General features: G+C 51.3%; 6 protein-coding genes and 1 pseudogene. 3 read left to right on the top strand and 4 right to left on the bottom strand.

The window, feature by feature from the left end:
• Positions 1 to 12: 12 nt before the first annotated feature.
• The 3 genes from tcyC (at position 13) to ACNFN4_RS17200 (ending at position 2,258) form a co-directional block, all read left to right on the top strand.
• Complete coding sequence (gene tcyC, locus ACNFN4_RS17210; RefSeq protein WP_021495131.1) at positions 13 to 756, top strand: cystine ABC transporter ATP-binding protein TcyC; 744 nt, start codon at positions 13 to 15, stop codon at positions 754 to 756.
• 117 nt (positions 757 to 873) lie between these two features.
• Complete coding sequence (locus tag ACNFN4_RS17205; RefSeq protein ID WP_442319875.1) at positions 874 to 1,485, top strand: YczE/YyaS/YitT family protein; 612 nt, start codon at positions 874 to 876, stop codon at positions 1,483 to 1,485.
• Positions 1,486 to 1,583: 98 nt separating this feature from the next.
• Entirely contained in the window at positions 1,584 to 2,258 is a 675-nt protein-coding gene (locus tag ACNFN4_RS17200; RefSeq protein ID WP_021495133.1) for a 4'-phosphopantetheinyl transferase family protein, read from the top strand.
• Positions 2,259 to 2,293: 35 nt separating this feature from the next.
• On the opposite strand, the pseudogene ACNFN4_RS17195 reads toward ACNFN4_RS17200, so the two are convergent.
• The 4 genes and pseudogenes from ACNFN4_RS17195 to srfAB all read right to left on the bottom strand — a co-directional run bounded on the left by ACNFN4_RS17195 (position 2,294) and on the right by srfAB (position 19,081).
• Positions 2,294 to 3,574 (bottom strand): annotated as a pseudogene (locus tag ACNFN4_RS17195) (aminotransferase class I/II-fold pyridoxal phosphate-dependent enzyme).
• A gap of 121 nt (positions 3,575 to 3,695) precedes the next feature.
• The gene (srfAD, locus tag ACNFN4_RS17190; protein ID WP_115940425.1) at positions 3,696 to 4,427 is read right to left on the bottom strand and encodes a surfactin biosynthesis thioesterase SrfAD; all 732 of its coding nucleotides are present in this window, start codon (positions 4,425 to 4,427) and stop codon (positions 3,696 to 3,698) included.
• Between the two features lie 19 nt (positions 4,428 to 4,446).
• Positions 4,447 to 8,283: a surfactin non-ribosomal peptide synthetase SrfAC gene (srfAC, locus tag ACNFN4_RS17185; protein ID WP_448200343.1), complete on the bottom strand. Its 3,837-nt coding sequence runs from the start codon at positions 8,281 to 8,283 to the stop codon at positions 4,447 to 4,449.
• A 34-nt stretch (positions 8,284 to 8,317) separates the two neighbouring features.
• The gene (srfAB, locus tag ACNFN4_RS17180) at positions 8,318 to 19,081 is read right to left on the bottom strand and encodes a surfactin non-ribosomal peptide synthetase SrfAB (RefSeq protein ID WP_448200342.1); all 10,764 of its coding nucleotides are present in this window, start codon (positions 19,079 to 19,081) and stop codon (positions 8,318 to 8,320) included.
• Positions 19,082 to 19,098 lie beyond the last annotated feature (17 nt).

Genomic DNA, 19,098 nt, shown 5'->3' with positions numbered 1-19,098 from the left:
GGAGGTTTCGATATGCTTTCCGTCAAAGGATTAAATAAATCATTCGGACAGAATGAAATTTTAAAAAAGATAGATATGGAGATAGAAAAAGGGAAAGTCATCGCCATTCTGGGGCCGTCCGGTTCAGGAAAAACGACGCTTCTGCGCTGTCTGAACGCGCTTGAGATCCCCAATCGCGGCGAGCTGGCATTCTCAGATTTTGCAATAGATTTCTCCAAAAAAGTGAAGCAGGCTGATATTCTTCGCCTCCGCCGCAAATCAGGCATGGTCTTTCAGGCGTATCATCTGTTTCCTCACCGCACGGCGCTTGAAAACGTCATGGAAGGACCCATTCAAGTGCAAAAGCGCGACAAGGAGCAAGTCAGAAAAGAAGCGATGGAGCTTCTGGAAAAAGTCGGACTGAAAGACAAAATGGATTTATATCCGTTCCAGCTTTCCGGCGGTCAGCAGCAGCGGGTCGGCATCGCCCGCGCGCTTGCGATTCAGCCTGAGCTGATGCTGTTTGACGAACCGACATCAGCGCTTGATCCGGAGCTGGTCGGCGAGGTGCTCAAAGTGATTAAGGATCTGGCGAACGAAGGCTGGACGATGGTTGTCGTCACCCATGAAATCAAATTCGCGCAGGAAGTGGCCGATGAAGTCATCTTCATTGACGGCGGCGTCATTGTGGAACAAGGACCGCCGGCCCACATTTTTTCCGCGCCGAAAGAAGAACGCACGCAGCGGTTTTTAAATCGTATACTGAATCCTTTGTAGGAGCGGGAGAAGAAGCGAAACACTGATTTCGCTTCTTCTTTTTTTTGGCGGTTATGCTACAATGACAATTAATGAAATTTTATGAAAGAAGGGACCTCTTTGAAGCGGGAATTCTTGATGCGCTGGACGTTTTATTTTGCCGGTCTGTTGATTTTGTCTTTCGGGGTATCGTTAACCATTAAAGGAAAAGCTCTCGGCATCAGCCCTTGGGATGCCTTTCATTATGGGCTTTTTCAGCATTTCGGGCTTTCTGTCGGCCAATGGTCCATCGTGGTCGGCGCGGTCATCGTCGCTTTAACCTGCCTGTTCACGAGGACGTTCCCGAAAATCGGTGCTATCTTAAACATGGTGCTGATGGGAATGTTTATTGATTTCTTTTCGTTTCTGCTTCCTGAGGCGCACGCTTTTTCCTTAGCGGCCGTGTTCTTTTCTATCGGATTGCTGCTGATCGGCTGCGGCGTCGGTATTTACGTATCAGCAGGGCTCGGCGCGGGCCCCCGGGACTCTCTGATGATGCTGATATCTGAAAAAACGGGCTGGAACGTACAATGGGTGCGGAACGGCATTGAGCTGACGATTCTTGCCGCAGCCTGGATGATGGGCGGACCGATCGGCGCCGGAACCATTATTACGGCTGTTTTGACGGGGCTGATTCTGCGTTTTTCTTTGCCCCAGTCCTCTAAACTGTTAACATACGCGATCTCCGGGCGGGCAACGTCCGTTCATTAAAAACAAAGCCGAAACGGTTTTGTTTTTTTATTTTCGGACAGCTTTCGTCTAATATGATAGGATGGTTTTGACAATATTTTCAGACGGAGGATCTGGACATGAAGATTTACGGAGTATATATGGACCGCCCGCTTTCTGCAGAGGAAGAGGATCGGATGATGGCGGCCGTGTCCGCCGAAAAGCGGGAAAAATGCCGGCGCTTTTACCATAAGGAGGATGCTCACCGCACCTTGATCGGCGACATGCTGATCCGCACCGCTGCGGCGAAGGCTTACGGACTTGATCCGGCCGGGATTTCATTCAGCGTCCAGGAATACGGAAAGCCGTACATCCCCGCGCTTCCGGACATGCACTTTAATATTTCCCATTCCGGGCGCTGGATCGTGTGTGCTGTTGATTCAAAACCGATCGGCATTGATATTGAAAAAATGAAGCCCGGCACGATTGATATCGCCAAACGGTTTTTTTCACCGACGGAATACAGTGATCTGCAAGCGAAACACCCCGATCAGCAGACCGATTATTTTTACCACCTGTGGTCGATGAAAGAAAGCTTTATCAAGCAGGCCGGAAAAGGGCTTTCCCTGCCGCTTGATTCATTCAGCGTCCGCCTTAAAGACGACGGCCATGTGTCCATTGAGCTCCCGGACGGGCATGAACCTTGTTTCATCCGCACATATGAGGCGGACGAGGAGTATAAGCTGGCCGTTTGTGCGGCGCATCCCGATTTTTGTGACGGGATTGAGATGAAAACGTATGAAGAGCTGCTGTAAGCATAGAAAAAGGAGGGTGTCCCCCTCCTTTTTTGTCAGCCTGATATTTCCGCCTGTTTCTGCAGCTGCTTTGCTTCTTGATAAATTTCTTCGAACAGATCCGCGATGTGTTCTTCTTCAACACATGAAAATGCGATTCGCAAATCGGTTTCATTAATGGATATCGTTCCGATTCGCCGGCGTTTATGTCTTTCAGCCGGACACACATGAAATAACCCGAGTTAAACGGATAAGGCGTCCATACGTCTTCATAGTGCTTGTTTTCTGCAAGAACGGCTTTCACTTTGTCAGCCCGTTTTTTCATGATGTTATATTTCAGCGATTTTTCTTTCTCGTATTCCGGTGACTGCATCGCCCGCAGCATAAACGTTTGGGACGGGTGCGGGGCGCTTGAAATCGTTCCCCTGATAATCCCTTTTGTTTTTTCCTCGAGCACGCGCAGCGCTTTTTCGCTTTTTGTGCTTGTACGTAATAAAACCGACGCGGAAGCCCCACGCGTAATTTTCCTTCGTCGCGCCGTCTATTTTCACGCAAAGCACCCGGTCGTGCACTTGGGCGAGTTTGCTGAAGATGGATTCCTGAATGGCTGTTTCATCGTAAAACAGATTATAATACGCATCGTCTACGAGCACGACAATCTCTTTGCCGGCTTCTGCCGCCTCCAAGATCACGCTGACGATTTCTGCCGCTTCCTCTTCTCCCGGCGTGTAGCCTGTCGGATTATTCGGGAAATTCAGCACGACAATCGCCTTTTCTTCCTGCTTTTTCAGCAGCTCGGACAGCCCCGCCGCATTAAAACGCCCATCCTGCTGAAAAAGCGGGTACGTCTCAATGGATGCCTTGCGCCGGACACCGAAAATGAAATTGTAATTTCCCCAATATTTATCAGGCAGAAGCAGCGCATCCCCTTCATTGACGAACAAGTCGGCAGCAATGCTCAGTCCGTGTGTTAAAGCGTTTGTCACGATCGGCGTGCTGATGTCTTTGCCGGCTAATGAAGGATTTTCGAGACGCATTTTTTTCAGCCATTCCTGTCTGAGCGGCTCTTTTCCCTGCGGCGGAGCATAATCGTAGATATCATCGGGGTTATAGGCGGACAGTGTCTCTTGAATATGGGAAAAGTGCATGGACTCGCCTTGTGAGGTGGCGATTCCGATCGTGGCATTATACTTTCCGGCCTTGGCTTTCGCTTCCGCCGATTGTGTCAGCACCCCTTTCGGATAAAACAACTCTCTGCCCAAATCAGAAAGCATATGAAGCACGTGCGGGTTTTCTTCAGATAATGTTCTGTTCAGCTCTTTTGCTGCATCATTCATGTACGACAATCCCTTCAAAATTATATTCCATCAAATCATAACATAAAATTTTTGATAAATGAGAAAACTCACGGGCGGATTTTGTTACAAAAAACAGACAGCGAATGCTGTCTGTCATATCCTATAACAATTGGCCTGCAGTGCTCCTGTTAATAATCTCATAGATTCGTTCCGCCACTTTTTCAGTTTCACTTAATATGAACATGTGGCCGTCCGAAAACTCATGAAATACGGGATTGCCGGCCCATTTTTTCCATCCGTCCGCATCTTTGATACATTTTTTATCTTTCCGCCCGTTAAAAATATGGACGGGTGATTGAATGATGTGAGAATCAGACGGACGGAAGCTTTCAAGCGCGCGGTAGTCGGATCTGAAAGAAGGCAGGAAAAATGACATGACCTCCTTATTCTCCACTAACTCCTGCGGCATTCCGCCCAGTTCAATAATATGGGCGAGAAATTTTTCATCATCAAGATGAGACACTTTTTTCCTTTCCACATGCGGCGGCTGAATGGCTGAGATGATCACGGCCTGCGGGTAAATGCCCTCCCGCTCCAGCTTTTGCGCCAGCCTGAAAGCGACCATGCCTCCCATACTGTGGCCGAACAGCACAAACGGGCGGTCAGGATGGAGATTCAACTCCTGCTTGTATAAACTGACAAGCTGTTCAAAATCCTCAACGGCGGACATTTGATTTGTTCCGTGTCCCGGCGGTTCCGCGGCAAGCATCTCACACTCACCTTGAAGATAGGTGTGGAGCGGGCGGAATGATGCGGAATAGCCTCCTGCGAACGGAAAACAGATAAGCTGCGTTTTTTCCGTGGTATCGAACGATTTAAAGAGCTGGACCATTGGCGGGCTTCCTCCTTTTCTATCGTGAAGTTGTCAGCTTCGGATGTTCCTTCCTTAGGAATTCGAGCAAATATGCCGCATTCCTTTCGAGACATTCTCCCTGAAGCATTTCTGCGTGCGTGCCGCAGCCTTTTTTCACACGGCATTCACCTGTCGTGGCTTCCTCCCACGCAGCGAGCCACGGCGGCATCGCAAAGTCCGGTTCTGACGTTAATAGATCTATATCCGCATTAACCGTGCCGGTACTGACGGTATGCACGAAATAAGAATAAAACGCGTTTGTTTTTTTGGCGAGACCTTCTTTGACGGCTTCGTTATTCAGCGCTTCATTGTCCCGGTTTACCTTCATCAGCGCCTGGACATCACTTTCTACGGTGCGGCCTTCTAAGTCGCTGACGCCTTGTTTTTTATAGGAATCGACCATGATCAGCCGCTCCACTTTACGTCCTTCGGCTTCAAGCTGTTTGGCCGTTTCAAAGGCGAGCGTGCAGCCTGCCGAGTATCCGAACAGCTTGACCGGTCCTTCCGGCTGGAGCTGATTGATCAGCTCTGTGTAGCGTTCGATGCGGTTGTCTTCTTCGATAAAATCAAACGCGCAGATTCGATAGCCGGACAGCTGTTTTGCCAGCGGCTGGTACATCAGCCCGTAACCGAGAACCGGCGGGAACGCAAACAGTGTGTCAGACTGATTTTTATTCATGATGGTGAGATCTTTCATTCCTTTTTCTTCACCGTGAAGCAGATAACCGGCAATGTCTGCGATTGTCGTCGCTTCGAATAACAGCTGCACCGGAATGTCCGCACCGAGCTCTTTTTTAATGCGCGACGCTGCCGTCATTGCTTTTAAGGAATGGCCTCCGAGCGCGAAGAAATCATCATGAATCCCGATCTGCTGTCTGCCGAGAATGTCGGACCAGATGTGCGCAATTGTTTCTTCCGTCGCGTTTCGAGGCCCGATCCATTCTTTCGCCGCCTGAGCCTGATCCGGTTTCGGCAGCTGCCGTTTATTGACCTTCCCGTTTGTCGTTAACGGAAGCTCCTCTAAGAAAGTAAAGGTTTGCGGCACCATGTAAGCAGGAAGCTGTTTTTTCAAGTGCCTCTTTACGTCATCAGCTGAAAGCGGCGTCCGGTTCACGAGGTAGGCATTGATTGATGCATCTCCGGACTCATGGCGGTCTGCAACAACGACCGCATCTTTCACACCCGGGTATTCCTGCAGCTGCTTTTCGATTTCTTCAAGCTCAATCCGGTGTCCGCGTATTTTGACCTGGTCGTCAATACGCCCGGCGTATTCAATTGTTCCATCCGGCAGCCAGCGTGCTAAATCCCCTGTGCGGTAAAGCGTTTCTCCCGGCTTGAACGGATTTGGGATAAACGTTTGCTTCGTCAGGTCATGACGGTTCAGATACCCTTTTGATACACCCATTCCGCTGATGCACAGTTCACCGACAGCTCCGAACGGCTGAAGCTGATTTTGCCCGTTCAGAATATAAACACTGGCATTGCTGATCGGCTTTCCGATCGGCAATGAGGAAATGGAATCCGGGATATCATGCACGACGTGAGCTGTCGCAAACACCGTGCCCTCAGTCGGCCCGTAGCAATTAATCAGCTTGCCAGGCCCCATGATCTCAAGCGCTTTTCTGACGTGAGGCACAGAAGCGCGCTCACCCCCGAATAACACACAGCGGAGCCCCTTCAGCCACTCCTCTCCCGCATCGGTGAGAAGATTAAAAAGTGCGGTTGTCGCAAACATGACATTGACATTCTCCTGCCGGATCAGATCAGTGAGCCGTTCTGTATCAAGCAGTGTATGTTCATCTGCGATAATGAGCCGTGCCGCATTCAGTATTGATGCGTAGAAATCAAAGGTAAATGCGTCAAAGGCGTAATTGGAAACAGATAAGAACGTATCTTTTTCAGAAAATGCCATGTAATCTACATGCTTGACCAATCCTTGAATATTGGCATGAGTGGTGATATTGCCCTTCGGCTTTCCGGTTGTGCCGGACGTATACATAATATACGCAGGATCATCGGGATCAACTGCGGCTGCAGGATCGCTTGCCTGTTCCTCAAACCGTGCCCGATCATCGATGATGAGTGTTGTTCCTGTATACGGCAGCTGAGCCGCTTTTTCTTTCATCTCCTGATGTGTCAGCAGACAGGCTGCCGCACTGTCAGCCAGCATGTACGAGATTCGGTCCTCCGGCAGCTTCGGATCAACCGGCAGATAAGCCGCTCCTGCTTTTAATACACCGAGAATGCCGATCACCAGCTCAAGCGAGCGCTTCGTGTACAACGCGACAACGGAGCCTTTGCCCGCACCTTGCTTTTGCAAACGGCGCGCAAGACGGTTCGCTTCCTCATCTAATTCACGATAGGAAAGAGTCTGGCCGGAATACGTAAGCGCCGGCGCATCAGGATTTACATTCACCGCTTCCTTGAACCAATCCGTCAGAGGCTTCGCCTGATGAGTCTGAGCCGGCGGGTTTAAGCCGGTAAGCAGAAGCTCTCTTTCCTTTTCATCAACAAGTCTGATCGTATTGACAGGCTGATCCGGCTTCTGGATGAGCTGCTGAATCGCTGTGAGAAGCTGAGATTTTAAGCGCAGGATAAACGCCTCATCAAACACATTCCCGTTATAGGCAAGCTTAATCAGCATCTCATCACCTGGAGAAGCCATCAGGTTGAGATCATAATTCGATTTCTCAAAAACGTGTACATCCTCCATATCAAAGCCGTTTTCACTGTTCTCTTCATTTTTTGCATCCTGAAGCGGATAATTTTCAAACACAATGATGTGGTCAATCAGCTTTGGCTGATCGGCCTGGCTTTGGATGTCATAGAGCGGCACATATTGATGCGGCTCAGACTGCAGCGATTGCTCCTGCAGCTGCTTGAGCAAGCCGTTAAATGTGGTATCCCCAGACAGCTTCACCCGCCTCGGAACAGCATTGATAAACAGCCCGACCATATGTTCAACGCCTTTGATTTCTGCGGGGCGCCCGGAAACGACTGTGCCGAAGATCAAATCGCCGGACTGCTGGTAGCGGCTGATTAATACACTCCAAACCGCCTGCAGCGCCGTACTCAAAGTGGTATGCTGCGATTTTGCAAGCTCGGTAAATGCTTTTGTTTCCTCCTCCGGCAGTGAGAAGAGCAGCTCTTTCGGCTCATAGCCGTCCTTTTGTTTCTTTCTTTGCTCCGCAAATGTCGTTTGTCCTTCAAAATCTTCTAAGTACTCGCGCCAGTAATGCAGTGATGCTTGTTTATCCTGCTTTTCAAGCCACTTGATATAGTCTTTATACGGTTTGACCGGCGGCAGGCTGTACGGCTTTTGTTCGCGCAGGGCATTGTATACCTTAAACAGATCCTGCACGACGATGCCGAAGCACCAGCCGTCCAAAATGATGTGGTGGTAGCTCCACACCCATTCAAAGCTTTCTTCCGATTTTTTGAAAATGGCTGCCCGCATCGGAATATCCCGCGTCAAATCAAAGCCCTTGATCTTATCCTGTTCTTTGTATTCATTGATTTTGGCTGTTTGCTCGCTGTCCGTTACATGTGTCAGATCGATTTCTTCGATCTGAAACTGCCGTTTTTTCAATACGACTTGGACCGGCCTTTTTACTTTTTCGTGAATGAACACGGTACGAAATACATCGTACCGGTCCATGATCACATTCATGCTTTCTTCAAGGCATTTGATATTAAAGCCGCCTTTTACTTTCATTGTCATTTGTTCGATGTAAAAGCTTTGGCCGGGATTCAGGAGAGTATGAAACAGCATTCCCTCCTGCATCGGCGACAAATAATACATGTCCTGAACCTGATCTTTGCTGAATTGGCTCATCTGCTCCGCTCCCCCCTTCTGTGATCTGTTTTTGTCACGTTAAATTCTCCTCAAGCATGTCAAAGATGTCTCCCATTTCATCCATCTCAAGATCCTGCGCGCTGAAATCGCTCGGCGTAAATTCTTTCTCCTCTTTGGCCGTGCAATGGCGGATGATCATTAAGAGATTGTCTTTAAACCGCTGCATCTGTGTTTCGACGGTGCTTCTTTCATATTCTTCCTGATTGTATGAGCAGGAAATGACGAAGCGGCCGCCTGTAACCATCCCGCTGAAGCTCAGTGCGTATAACGCCTCTGACTCTTCGCTGACTTGACGTCCCATATCATATGGAGACGGCTCAAACCATTCCGTTTTCACTTCATTGTCAAACTGCCCTAAGTAGTTAAAACTGATTTCAGGCGCGGCGCCTTGTTCTGTTTCATCGGATGACAGATACCGGAGAATCCCGTATCCTACACCTTTATCAGGAACGCGCCGCACCGTCTCTTTTACCGTTTTAATGACGGAAGAGATGCCGTCTTCCTTGCTGATTTGCAGAATCAAAGGATATTGGGCAGTAAACCAGCCGACCGTCCGTGAAATATTGACATTCGGTATGATTTCTTCCCGGCCGTGTCCTTCTAAGTTGATGCCGACTTTGCCGTTTTCCGTCCATTCACCGATCGTTAAGCCGAGCGCGCTGAGCAGAATGTCGTTGATTTCCGTTCCGTACGGATGATGAACATCTGTAAGCAGCTGTGCCGTTTCTTCCTCAGTTAATTCACATTTCACGGCCGCCGTATGTTTGACGAGCCGTTTGTTCGGATCATGGTCTTTCGGCAGCGGCCGGAGTTCTTCCGCATCTGCCTGCGCCCAATAATCCGCCTGCTTTTTCAGCTCTTCTGATTGCGCAAATGTGTTCAGCGCCTCCGCCCAATCTTTAAAGGAGTGGGTTTTTTGCGGGAGGACGATGCTGTTTTGCTGCTGCGCCTGTTTATAACCTGAAGCGAAATCCTCAAGCAGAATTCTCCATGAAACCCCGTCCACGACGAGATGGTGAACCGCGATTAACAGATGATCGCCTTGTTCTGTCCGGTATTGCTCCGCTTTTAACAGCGGGCCGTTCTCCAGATCCAGACTTCCCTGAAGATGATCGGCAAGCCGCTGAATCTGGCTTTTCAGCATATCCTCGTCAGTTCCGTACAGATCAACGATGTCAAAGCTTGCCTTGCATTCTGTGACAGGGAGGTATGTCTGAATGATGCCGCCTTCCCTTTCTTCACGGTAAACCATGCGGAGCGCATCATGGTGTTCAATCAATGCTTGCAGGGTTTTTTCCACCAGGTCCGGATCAAAGCCGTCTTTCGCGTGAAGCATGACGGATTGATTCCAGTGGTGTTTGTCCGTGAAGTTTTTCTCAAAGAACCAGCGCTGGATCGGCGTTAACTCCGCTTCGCCTTCGACAGGGCCCTGGTCGGCCTGCTTGCCTTCCGTCCGCTCCACATAAGAGACGAGTTCTTCGATGGTCGGGTGCTGGAAGAGGTCTTTCATCTCCAATTTATACCCGTGCTGGTTCAGGCGGCTCGCCATTTGGATACCTTTGATCGAGTCGCCGCCGAGCGTGAAGAAATTATCGCTTACGCCGATCTGGTCAAGACCGAGCACTTCCTGCCAAATGTCGGAAAGCAGCGTCTCCATCTCCGTTTCCGGCGCTTTGTACGCGGCGCTTCCCGCTTCAATGTCAGGCGCCGGCAGGGCTTTTTTGTCAATCTTGCCGTTTGCCGTGACCGGAAGCTCGTCCATCTCCACCCAGAACGCCGGCACCATGTAGTCAGGCAGCGTGTCTTTCAGCGCGGCTTTGAGCGCTTCAATATCGTCCTGCTGAGGCGCGACATAGGCGCAAAGCGCGGTATTGCCCGCTTTGTCTTCCACGGCCGTCACCGCTGCGTCATGAACGTCCGCAAGCCGGGCGAGGCGGACTTCGATTTCTGAAAGCTCGATCCGGTAGCCCCGCACTTTGACCTGCTGGTCAATACGCCCGATGTATTCGATCCCGCACTGCGCGTTCCATTTGACGAGGTCGCCGGTCCGGTACATGCGCTCGCCGGGCACGAACGGATCTGCGGTAAACCGCTTCGCCGTTTCTTCTTCACGGTTCAGGTATCCGCGCGCAAGTCCGCGGCCGGCCACGCACAATTCACCGGCAATGCCTTCCGGCTGCACCTGATCTCCGTCGCCGAGAATATAAACTCTCGTATTGGCAATCGCCCGTCCGATCGAAAGCGACCCTTCCTCCGGATTGATGACGCCGCTTGTCGCGACGACGGTGTTTTCCGTCGGGCCGTAGTTGTTGACGATCGTGTACGGCTGTTTCACCGCCCGCTTCAGCTTATCGCCGCCGACGAGAAGCATGCGGAGAGAGGTATTTTCCAGCTCCATAAATTGTTCGGCGAGCTGCGTAGGCAGGAAGGTGATGGTCACGCCGTGCTCTTCGAAATAGTGATTTAAGCGGGTGATATCCAGCCGGATCGCTTCGTCAATGACGTGAAGCTCCGCGCCGATGGTCCATGTCGGGAACATCTCCCAGATGGAGGCGTCAAAACCGAAGCCCGCGTATTTGGCGCTTTTATCATCCGCCGTCATGGCGAATGCGTCGTGATGCCAGAAGCACAGGTTCACCAGCGCATGGTGTTCGACCATGACACCTTTCGGCTGTCCGGTCGTTCCTGACGTGTAAATCATATAAGCGAGATGATCCGCCGTTGTTTCCGTCTGCGGGTTCGCTTCATCGTTTTCATCAAGCGGCAGGCTCAGAATGGAGCGTCCGCCGTCAAGCAGAATCGTTTCTCCGTTGTAGCTGTCCGGCACGTCCAGCGCTTCCTGTGTGAGAAGAAGCTTGGCGCCGCTGTCCAGCAGAATGTAGCTGATCCGCTCTTCCGGGTAGTCGGGGTCAATCGGCACAAATGCCGCGCCCGCTTTCAAGACGCCGAGTACGCCCGCGGCCATTTCCAAGGACGGTTTCGTCAGGATGCCGACACGCTCGTCAGCCGTGACGCCGCAGTCCATGAGAATGCGCGCGATCCGGTTCGCCCTTGCGTTCAGCTCGCCGTACGTCCATTTCGCGCCGTTATATGCCGCGGCCGGCCGGTTCGCGTAGCGGGCGGCCGTTTCTTCAAAGAGACGGTGAACCGTTTTGTCCCGCGGCACAGAAATTGTTTTTCCTTTCCATTCGTCAAGGAGGGCTTGTTTTTCAGCATCGCTGATCAGTGAAATCTCAGGCAGCTTTCTGTCCGGACTTTCTGCCGCTTGCTTCAGAATCCGCAGGAACCCGGCGCTCCACTTTTCAATTGTTTCTTTTTTAAACAGATCAGCCGCATATTCAAACTGAAGGCCGAGACCTTCTTGATCCGTAAAGCCGCCGAGTGTCAGATCGAATTTCGCCGTGCCTTGGTTCGACTCATACGGAGTGATGCGCAGGTTCTCCAGTTCCAGTGTTTCTTTATCCGGATCTTCTGTCGTCACCATGACTTGGAACAACGGATTTCGGCTCATATCTCTCGGCAGGTCAAGCTTTCCGATCAGATCCTCAAACGGATAATCCTGATGCGCCAGCGCGTCGAGATTGGTTTGTTTCACCTGTTCGAGCAGCCCGGCGAAGGTTTGCTCTTTGCGCGTTTCATTGCGAAGCGCAAGCGTATTGACAAACATCCCCGGCATTTCCTGAACTTCGGCGCTCGTTCTTCCGGCGGTCACCGAGCCGATAATGATATCGCGCTGCCCCGTGATTTTGCTCAAAAAGACATGGAACGCGGCGTGAAGCACCATATGAAGAGTCGCTCCCGATGATTCCATTAATTCACGCACCGCTTTTTCCGTTTCACGCCCCGCTCTGAAACGGACGGATTGTCCTTTAAAACTTTGAACCGGCGGACGGGGGAAATCGGTCGGCAGATTCAATTCAGGAAGCTCGCCGGAAAATGCGGAGAGCCAATAACGCTCATGGTCTTTCATCCGTTCGGCCTGCTCAGGTTCATTCTGCCAGACGGCGAAGTCTTTATAGTGCAGGTTCGGCGACGGCAGGCTCCCGCCTTTGTAAAGATGAGCGAGCTCTTTGACCAGCATGCTTCTGGATACGCCGTCGGCAATAATATGATGCATATCCAGCAGCAGCAGGTGTTTCTTTTCATTCAGTCTGACAAGAGCGGCCCGAATGAGCGGAGCCGCGCTCAGATCAAACGGCTTAATGAATGCCTGAATGATAAGATCCGCTTTCTCCTCGTCTGCTGCTTCAAAGATGTGCAGGTCGATGTCAGCCTGTTCTGCGATCTGCTGCATCGGGCGGCCGTTTTGATCGATAAAGGACGTCCGCAAAGACTCGTGGCGATTGATCATCTGATTGAGCGCTTCCTGAAGCCTTGAAATATTGACTTCTCCTTCCATCAGAAGAACGGACGGCATATTATAGCTGATTGTCTCCCGGTCAAGCTGGTTCAGGACGTACATCCGTTTTTGGGCGGATGATAACGGGTACGCGTCTGCACTGTCTGCCGGTGAGATCATCCGATATCCCTCAGATACCGCTGATTTTTCGATATATACGGCAAGCAGGCGGACAGTCGGCTGTTCGAACAGCGCTTTTAACGGAACCGTTTTGTCCAGTTCAGCCTGAATATTGGCGAGGAGCATCATGCCTTTTAAAGAGTGCCCGCCGTAATCGAAGAAATTATCGTCGATGCCGAGCGTATCCGTACCGAGTGTCTGTTTCCAAATGCGGCACAGTTTTTCCTCCAATTCCGTTTCCGGCAAGGCTGAAGCTGTTTGCGCCGTTTGGCTGACGCCCGGTTTCGGGAGGGCGTTTTTATCGGTTTTTCCGTTGGCTGTGAGCGGAATGCGGTCTACTTGCACGAAATAGGCCGGGAGCATATGAGACGGCAGTGTTTCGGAAAGCCGTTTGCGAAGCTCAGAGCCTTTCAGCTCGCTGCCGGCTTTATAGTACGCGCACAGTTCCGGCAGCCCGCCTTCGCTGACTGCGAGAACGACCGCCTCCTGAATGCCGTTTACGCTTAACAGCACGGTTTCAACCTCTTTTAATTCAATGCGGTAGCCCCGGATTTTCACCTGATCATCCGCACGGCCGATAAATTCAATCGTCCCGTCAGAAAGCCTGCGGACGACATCTCCCGTTTTGTACATCAGGCTGTCCGGTGAAAAAGGATTTGAGAGAAATTTCTCCGCCGTCAGCTGCGGACGGTGAAGATATCCTCTGGCAAGCCCCCTTCCGGTAATATAAAGCTCGCCGCTTGCGCCCGGAGGCACGAGCTGCATTGCTCCGTCCAATACAAGCGCGCCGGTATTCGCGATCGGGCGGCCGATGACGGGACGCTGCTCATATTGATCAAGGCGCTCCATATTGATCCGTCCGGCAATGGCGCCGATCGTCGTTTCCGTCGGCCCGTAGTGATTGATGAAGTCGGTATGGGCGTATACGTCATGAAACTTGCGGACATCGGACGTGATGATCTTTTCTCCGCCGAGCACCACTAAACGAAGCGGGCTGAAACGGCGTTCTGACGTAAAACGGGCTGTATTGACGATCATATGGAACAATGACGGCGTCAATTTCATATACGTAATGCCGTTTTTCTGTATATACTCACCAAGCTGATCAGGCGCGGTGTACGTCTCTTTCGGCACAATGTGCAGCTCTCCGCCCGCCTGAAGAATCGGGAATATAGCCGTATAGCCGAGATCAAATGCGTAAGAAGACAGCAGCACAGATTTGTCAGCTTCAGTCAAACCGGCTTCACGGCTGAACCATGTGACATAATTGATTAGATTGCGGTGCTCCAGCTGGACGCCTTTCGGTTTGCCCGTTGTTCCCGAGGTATAAATGATATAGGCAAGCTGGTCGGCGCTGGGCTTCGTTTCAAGCCGGCCGGCGCTTTCGTTCTGCCATTCTCCGTCTTCCATTACGATCGTTTTTCCTTTATAAACGGCGGCCGCGGTCATGTTTCTCTCATTGACGACCAGAAGCTTCGTTCCGCTGTCTTCAAGAGAGTAGCGGATTCTCTCTTCAGGAGTCTCCGGATCAATCGGGAGAAATGCCGCTCCGGCTTTCATGACGCCGAGAATCGCGGGAATCAAGTCGGCCGAACGATCCATCATAATGGCCACGATGTCCTCACTGCCCGTTCCGCAAGACTGAAGGTGGCGGGCAAACCGGTTCGAGCGTTCATCAAGCTCACGATATGTCAGACTTATTCCGCCCGCAACCGCCGTGAGATCAGGCGTTTTTTGCGCTTGGCGTTCAAACAGCGAAACAAAAGTGCCCTCAGGCAGATCCGCTTCCGTACGTTTTTCATCAGAAAGGAGCGCTTCCCGTTCAGGAGCGGACAGCAGGCTTGCGTCGGACAGCTGAATATCCGGATTTTCAGCGCAGGCTTTAATCAGATTGACAAAATGAGCGCTCCAGCGGCGGATGGTTTCGTCCGCAAATAAGGCTTTCGCGTAATCAAAGCTCAATCCGACCTCTTCTCCGCGTTCAGCCGCTTCTAAGGAAAGATCAAATTTAGCGACATGATGATGCATGGAGTATGAAGAAATCTCCAAATCTCCGAGCCGCAGGGCCGGGATATCCATGTTCTGCATATTAAATAACACGCTGAACAGCGGACTCCGGCTTGTGTCCCTCGTTAACGGCAGTTTTTCAATTAATTCTTCAAGCGGATAGCTTTGATGCTCAAAAGCTTGAAGGCTCGCTGTTTTCACCTCATCCAGAAATTGTTTGAACGTTTTTTTGCCGGCAGGATGCGACCGAAGCGCAACTGTGTTGACAAACATGCCCGGCACGTCTTGGAGATCAGGATGCTGTCTTCCGGCCGCCGGAGACCCGACTACGATGTCTTCCTGCCCCGAATATTTGGACAGCAGCACTTGAAAAGCGGCTAACAAAAACATGTACATCGTCGTATCCGTATCAGCCAGCAGCTTCTTAATCTGCACCGTCACCTGTTTATCAAGCCCGAAGATGACGCGTTCCCCTTCAAAACTGCGCTCGGCAGGACGCGGGAAATCAAGCGGCAGATCCAGCACCGGCAGATCGCCTTTGAACGTCTCAAGCCAGTAGGCTTCGTGCTGATCGAGATTTGCTTTTTCACGCTGCCAGACTGAAAAATCCTTATAATGAATCTTTGGCAGCGCAAGCTCCGTGCCTTGATAAAGCTTCGCAAGATCACCGATGAAAATGCCCATTGAGCTTCCGTCCGTAATAATGTGGTGCATGTCAATCAGCAGAAGATGCCGGTCTTCTTCAAGCCGGATCAGCTTCGAACGGACAAGCGGCGCGCGGTTGAGCACAAACGGTCTGATAAAGGCTTTTGTCAGCTCTTCTGCATCTTCTTCCCGGCCCTCGGCGGTTTCCAGCTCAAACGACACATTTTTATGAATGGTCTGCACAACTTCTCCATCTGCCATGTCAAACGACGTACGCAGTGTCTCATGACGGTTGATTAATGCCTGCATGGCCTCCTCAAGACGCTTTTTGTCTACTGATCCTTCCAGCAAAAGTACAGCAGGGACGTTGTAGCTCGTGCTGGCCTGTCCGAGCTGATTAAGGATATACATCCTGCGCTGTGCTGAGGAAACAGGATAATGCTTCTGATAAGGCGCTTGTCGGATCGGTTCAAACTGCTGCTCCTCCTCGCTCTCATGCTGCAAATAATGCGCAAGCTCCTGAATGGTCGGCTTTTCAAATAACACTTTAATCGGCACTTCTTTTTGAAAGTGCTCCTGGATTTTAGCGGTCATCATCATGGCTTTTAAAGAATGTCCGCCAATCGTGAAGAAATTGTCAGTCACACCCGCTTTTACACCGAGAATGCCTTCCCAAATGTCCGCGAGTTTCTGCTCCGCTTCCGTTTTCGACGCTACGTATTCTTTTTGAACGGCTTCAGCCTGAGGCTCAGGCAGCGCTTTTTTATCAATCTTTCCGTTCGCCGTCAGCGGAAACTGATTCATCTGGATGAAGTGCGCCGGAATCATGTATTCCGGAAGTGATTCCGAAAGCGTTTTGCGCAGGTCTTCCGGCGAAAGGGCTTGGTCTGCGGTAAAGTAAGCGCAAATTTCATTTTCATCCGCTTTATTTTTCCGGATCACAGCCGCAGATTCCGTCACATTCTCCGCCTGGCTGATTTTCGCCTCGATTTCGCCGAGCTCGATTCTGAAACCGCGGACCTTTACTTGGTTGTCAATTCTGCCGAGAAACTCGATCGTGCCGTCCGGAAGCCATTTCGCCAAGTCCCCCGTCCGGTATATCATTTCATCCGGTCTGAACGGATCGCGTACAAACTGCTTCTCCGTTAATTCAGGCAGATTCACATAGCCTCTTGCCACTCCGCTTCCGCCGACGCACAGCTCACCCGGCGCGCCGATCGGCTGGAGGTTGCGGTTTTCATCCATAATGTACGCAGTGGAATTTCCGATCGGCTTCCCGATCGGGACCGAGCCGTCGTAGTCCTGATCAATTAGAAAACTCGTCGAAAACGTCGTATTCTCCGTCGGCCCGTAGCCGTTCCAAAGCGACAGCTCCGGTGATGCCTTCCTCACTTTGCTGACGATATGCGGCACAAGCGCATCACCGCCGATGATGAGGTGCCTGAGCGTGTTAAACATGCCGGCATCCTTTTGGGCAAGCTGATTAAACAGCGGAGACGTCAGCCACATGGTCGTGATCCGCTGCTCTTTCAGAAATTGGGCGAATTGTCCGGCGTCAAGCAGCGTCTCTTTTTTCACCGGGTGCAATGACGCTCCGTTCAGCAATGCGCCGAAGACTTCGAAGGTTCCGGCATCAAAGCTGACGGCTCCCGTTTGCGCCATCCGGTCTTCTTCATGAACCGGCACGTAATTCGAATGTTTGACGAGCCTGATGATATTTCTGTGTTCAATCATGACGCCTTTCGGTTTGCCGGTCGATCCGGATGTATACATGATATACGCCAAGTCGTTGCCGCCAGCGGGGAGATTCAAGTCTGTTCCGCTTACCGTTTCATCCGCGCTTTCATCCAGCATGACGACCGGGACTTGCAATGCGCCCGCTTGTTCTTGATAGTCCTGAACTGTCAGCACGAGCCGAATCGAGCTGTCTTCCGCCATAAAGCGGAGACGGTCCTCCGGAAAAGCCGGATCAATCGGCACATATGCGCCGCCTGCTTTTAAGACGGCAAGCATTCCGATAACGGTTTCCGCAGACCGGTCGTTCATAATAGCGGCGGTCCGGCCTTTTTCCAGCCCGCTCTTCACAAGGTGTTTCGCCAGGCGGTTGGCCGCTTCGTTCACTTCACGGTAGGTCCATTCGCGTCCCGCTCCTTTTATCGCGATACTTGCAGGCGTCCGGTTTGCCTGTGCTTCAAACAAACGGTGAACGGTCTCCTCTTCCGGAAGCGCCGTTTTCGTATCATTGAATACCTCAACAATCTGCCGCTCTTCTTCACCTGAAACAAGGCCGAGTTCCCGCACGGGCGCGTCAGGCGTTCCGACCGCCGCTTTCATCATGCGGGTCAGATGATGCGCCGTTCGTTCGATGGCATCATGGGCGAAAGCCGCTCCGTTGTATTTGATTTTGACAGTCCATGTTTTTCCCGGATACACGATGAGATTGAAATCAAAGCTCGTCTGCTCAAAAGCATGTTCCACTTTAATGGAAAAGCCGAGTCTTTCCTCCATGCCCCCGTTTTCCAGCTCTTTGTCCAGCGGATAGTTTTCAAACGCGACCAAATGATTCAAGAGGCTGCCGTCCAGAGCGGAGCGCTTTTGAATGTCATAGAGCGGCACATAATCATAGCGCTCGGCTTCCACGGCGTTTTTCTGAACTGCCGCCATCACGTCAGAAAAGGCTGCATCTTTGTCAATCTTGATTCTGACGGGAATCGTATTGATGAACAGCCCCGCCATCGTTTCAATGCCGTTGATTTCTGAAGGACGGCCTGATACGACGGTGCCGAACACCACATCGTCTGTATAGTTGTATTTGCTGAGCACCGCACCCCAAACAGCCTGAAACAGGTTAGGCCCCGTGACTTGATGCCGGTTGGCGGTCTGCTGAATCTGCGCGACCAGCTCTTCATCCCAGACAAAAGAATATTCTTCATTTTGGTAGTCTTTCTTTTCTGGTGCCAGACGGCCCGGGAGCAGGCTCGGCTGTTCGAAATCCGCCAGGCGGCTGCTCCAATATTGTTCCGCCTCCTCATAATCCCGGCCTCCGAGCCATTTGATATAGTCAGAGTAAGGTTTGCCCTGGCTTCCCCCGGCGGGCCGGCCGGCACGAAGCGCTTCATAGTTTTGGAACAGGCTTTTCATCAAAACGCCCATACTCCAGCCGTCCATGACGATATGATGATTGCTCCAGACGAGATACAGCTCCTTCTCACTGAGTCTGAACACCGCCGCTTTAAAGAGAATATCCTTCGCCAGATGAAAGCCCTGCTGCTGCACGCCGCGTTTATAGCGTTCAATATATTCGGTTTGGCGCGCTTCATCTAATTGACTGATATCTTCATAGTGCACCTTCGTCTTCCGCTCCGCCAATACGACTTGGCGCGGTTTTTGAAGCTGCTGGTGCACGAATACCGTACGCAGGATGTCATATGTCCGGATCAGCTCATTGACGCTTTTTTCAAAAAGCTCCAGCTGAAAGCTTCCGTGAATCCTAAGCTCTAATTGTGTGAAGTAGGAGGAAGAATGCGGATCAAGCAGCGCATGATACAGCATTCCCTCCTGCATCGGTGTGAGTGCATACACCTTTTGAATTGATTTTTTGCTCATATGTCACCTCTGTCTTT

This window comes from Bacillus sp. N1(2025) (assembly GCF_053470005.1).
Note: the sequence above shows the minus strand (reverse complement) of the source record. Positions and strands in the feature narration are given on the sequence as shown.

Bases quoted from the DNA above. Each gene is read 5' to 3' on its own strand.
- tcyC (WP_021495131.1), top strand. From the start codon at position 13: ATGCTTTCCGTCAAAGGATTAAATAAATCATTCGGACAGAATGAAATT.
- ACNFN4_RS17205 (WP_442319875.1), top strand. From the start codon at position 874: ATGCGCTGGACGTTTTATTTTGCCGGTCTGTTGATTTTGTCTTTCGGG.
- ACNFN4_RS17200 (WP_021495133.1), top strand. From the start codon at position 1,584: ATGAAGATTTACGGAGTATATATGGACCGCCCGCTTTCTGCAGAGGAA.
- srfAD (WP_115940425.1), bottom strand. From the start codon at position 4,427: ATGGTCCAGCTCTTTAAATCGTTCGATACCACGGAAAAAACGCAGCTT.
- srfAC (WP_448200343.1), bottom strand. From the start codon at position 8,283: ATGAGCCAATTCAGCAAAGATCAGGTTCAGGACATGTATTATTTGTCG.
- srfAB (WP_448200342.1), bottom strand. From the start codon at position 19,081: ATGAGCAAAAAATCAATTCAAAAGGTGTATGCACTCACACCGATGCAG.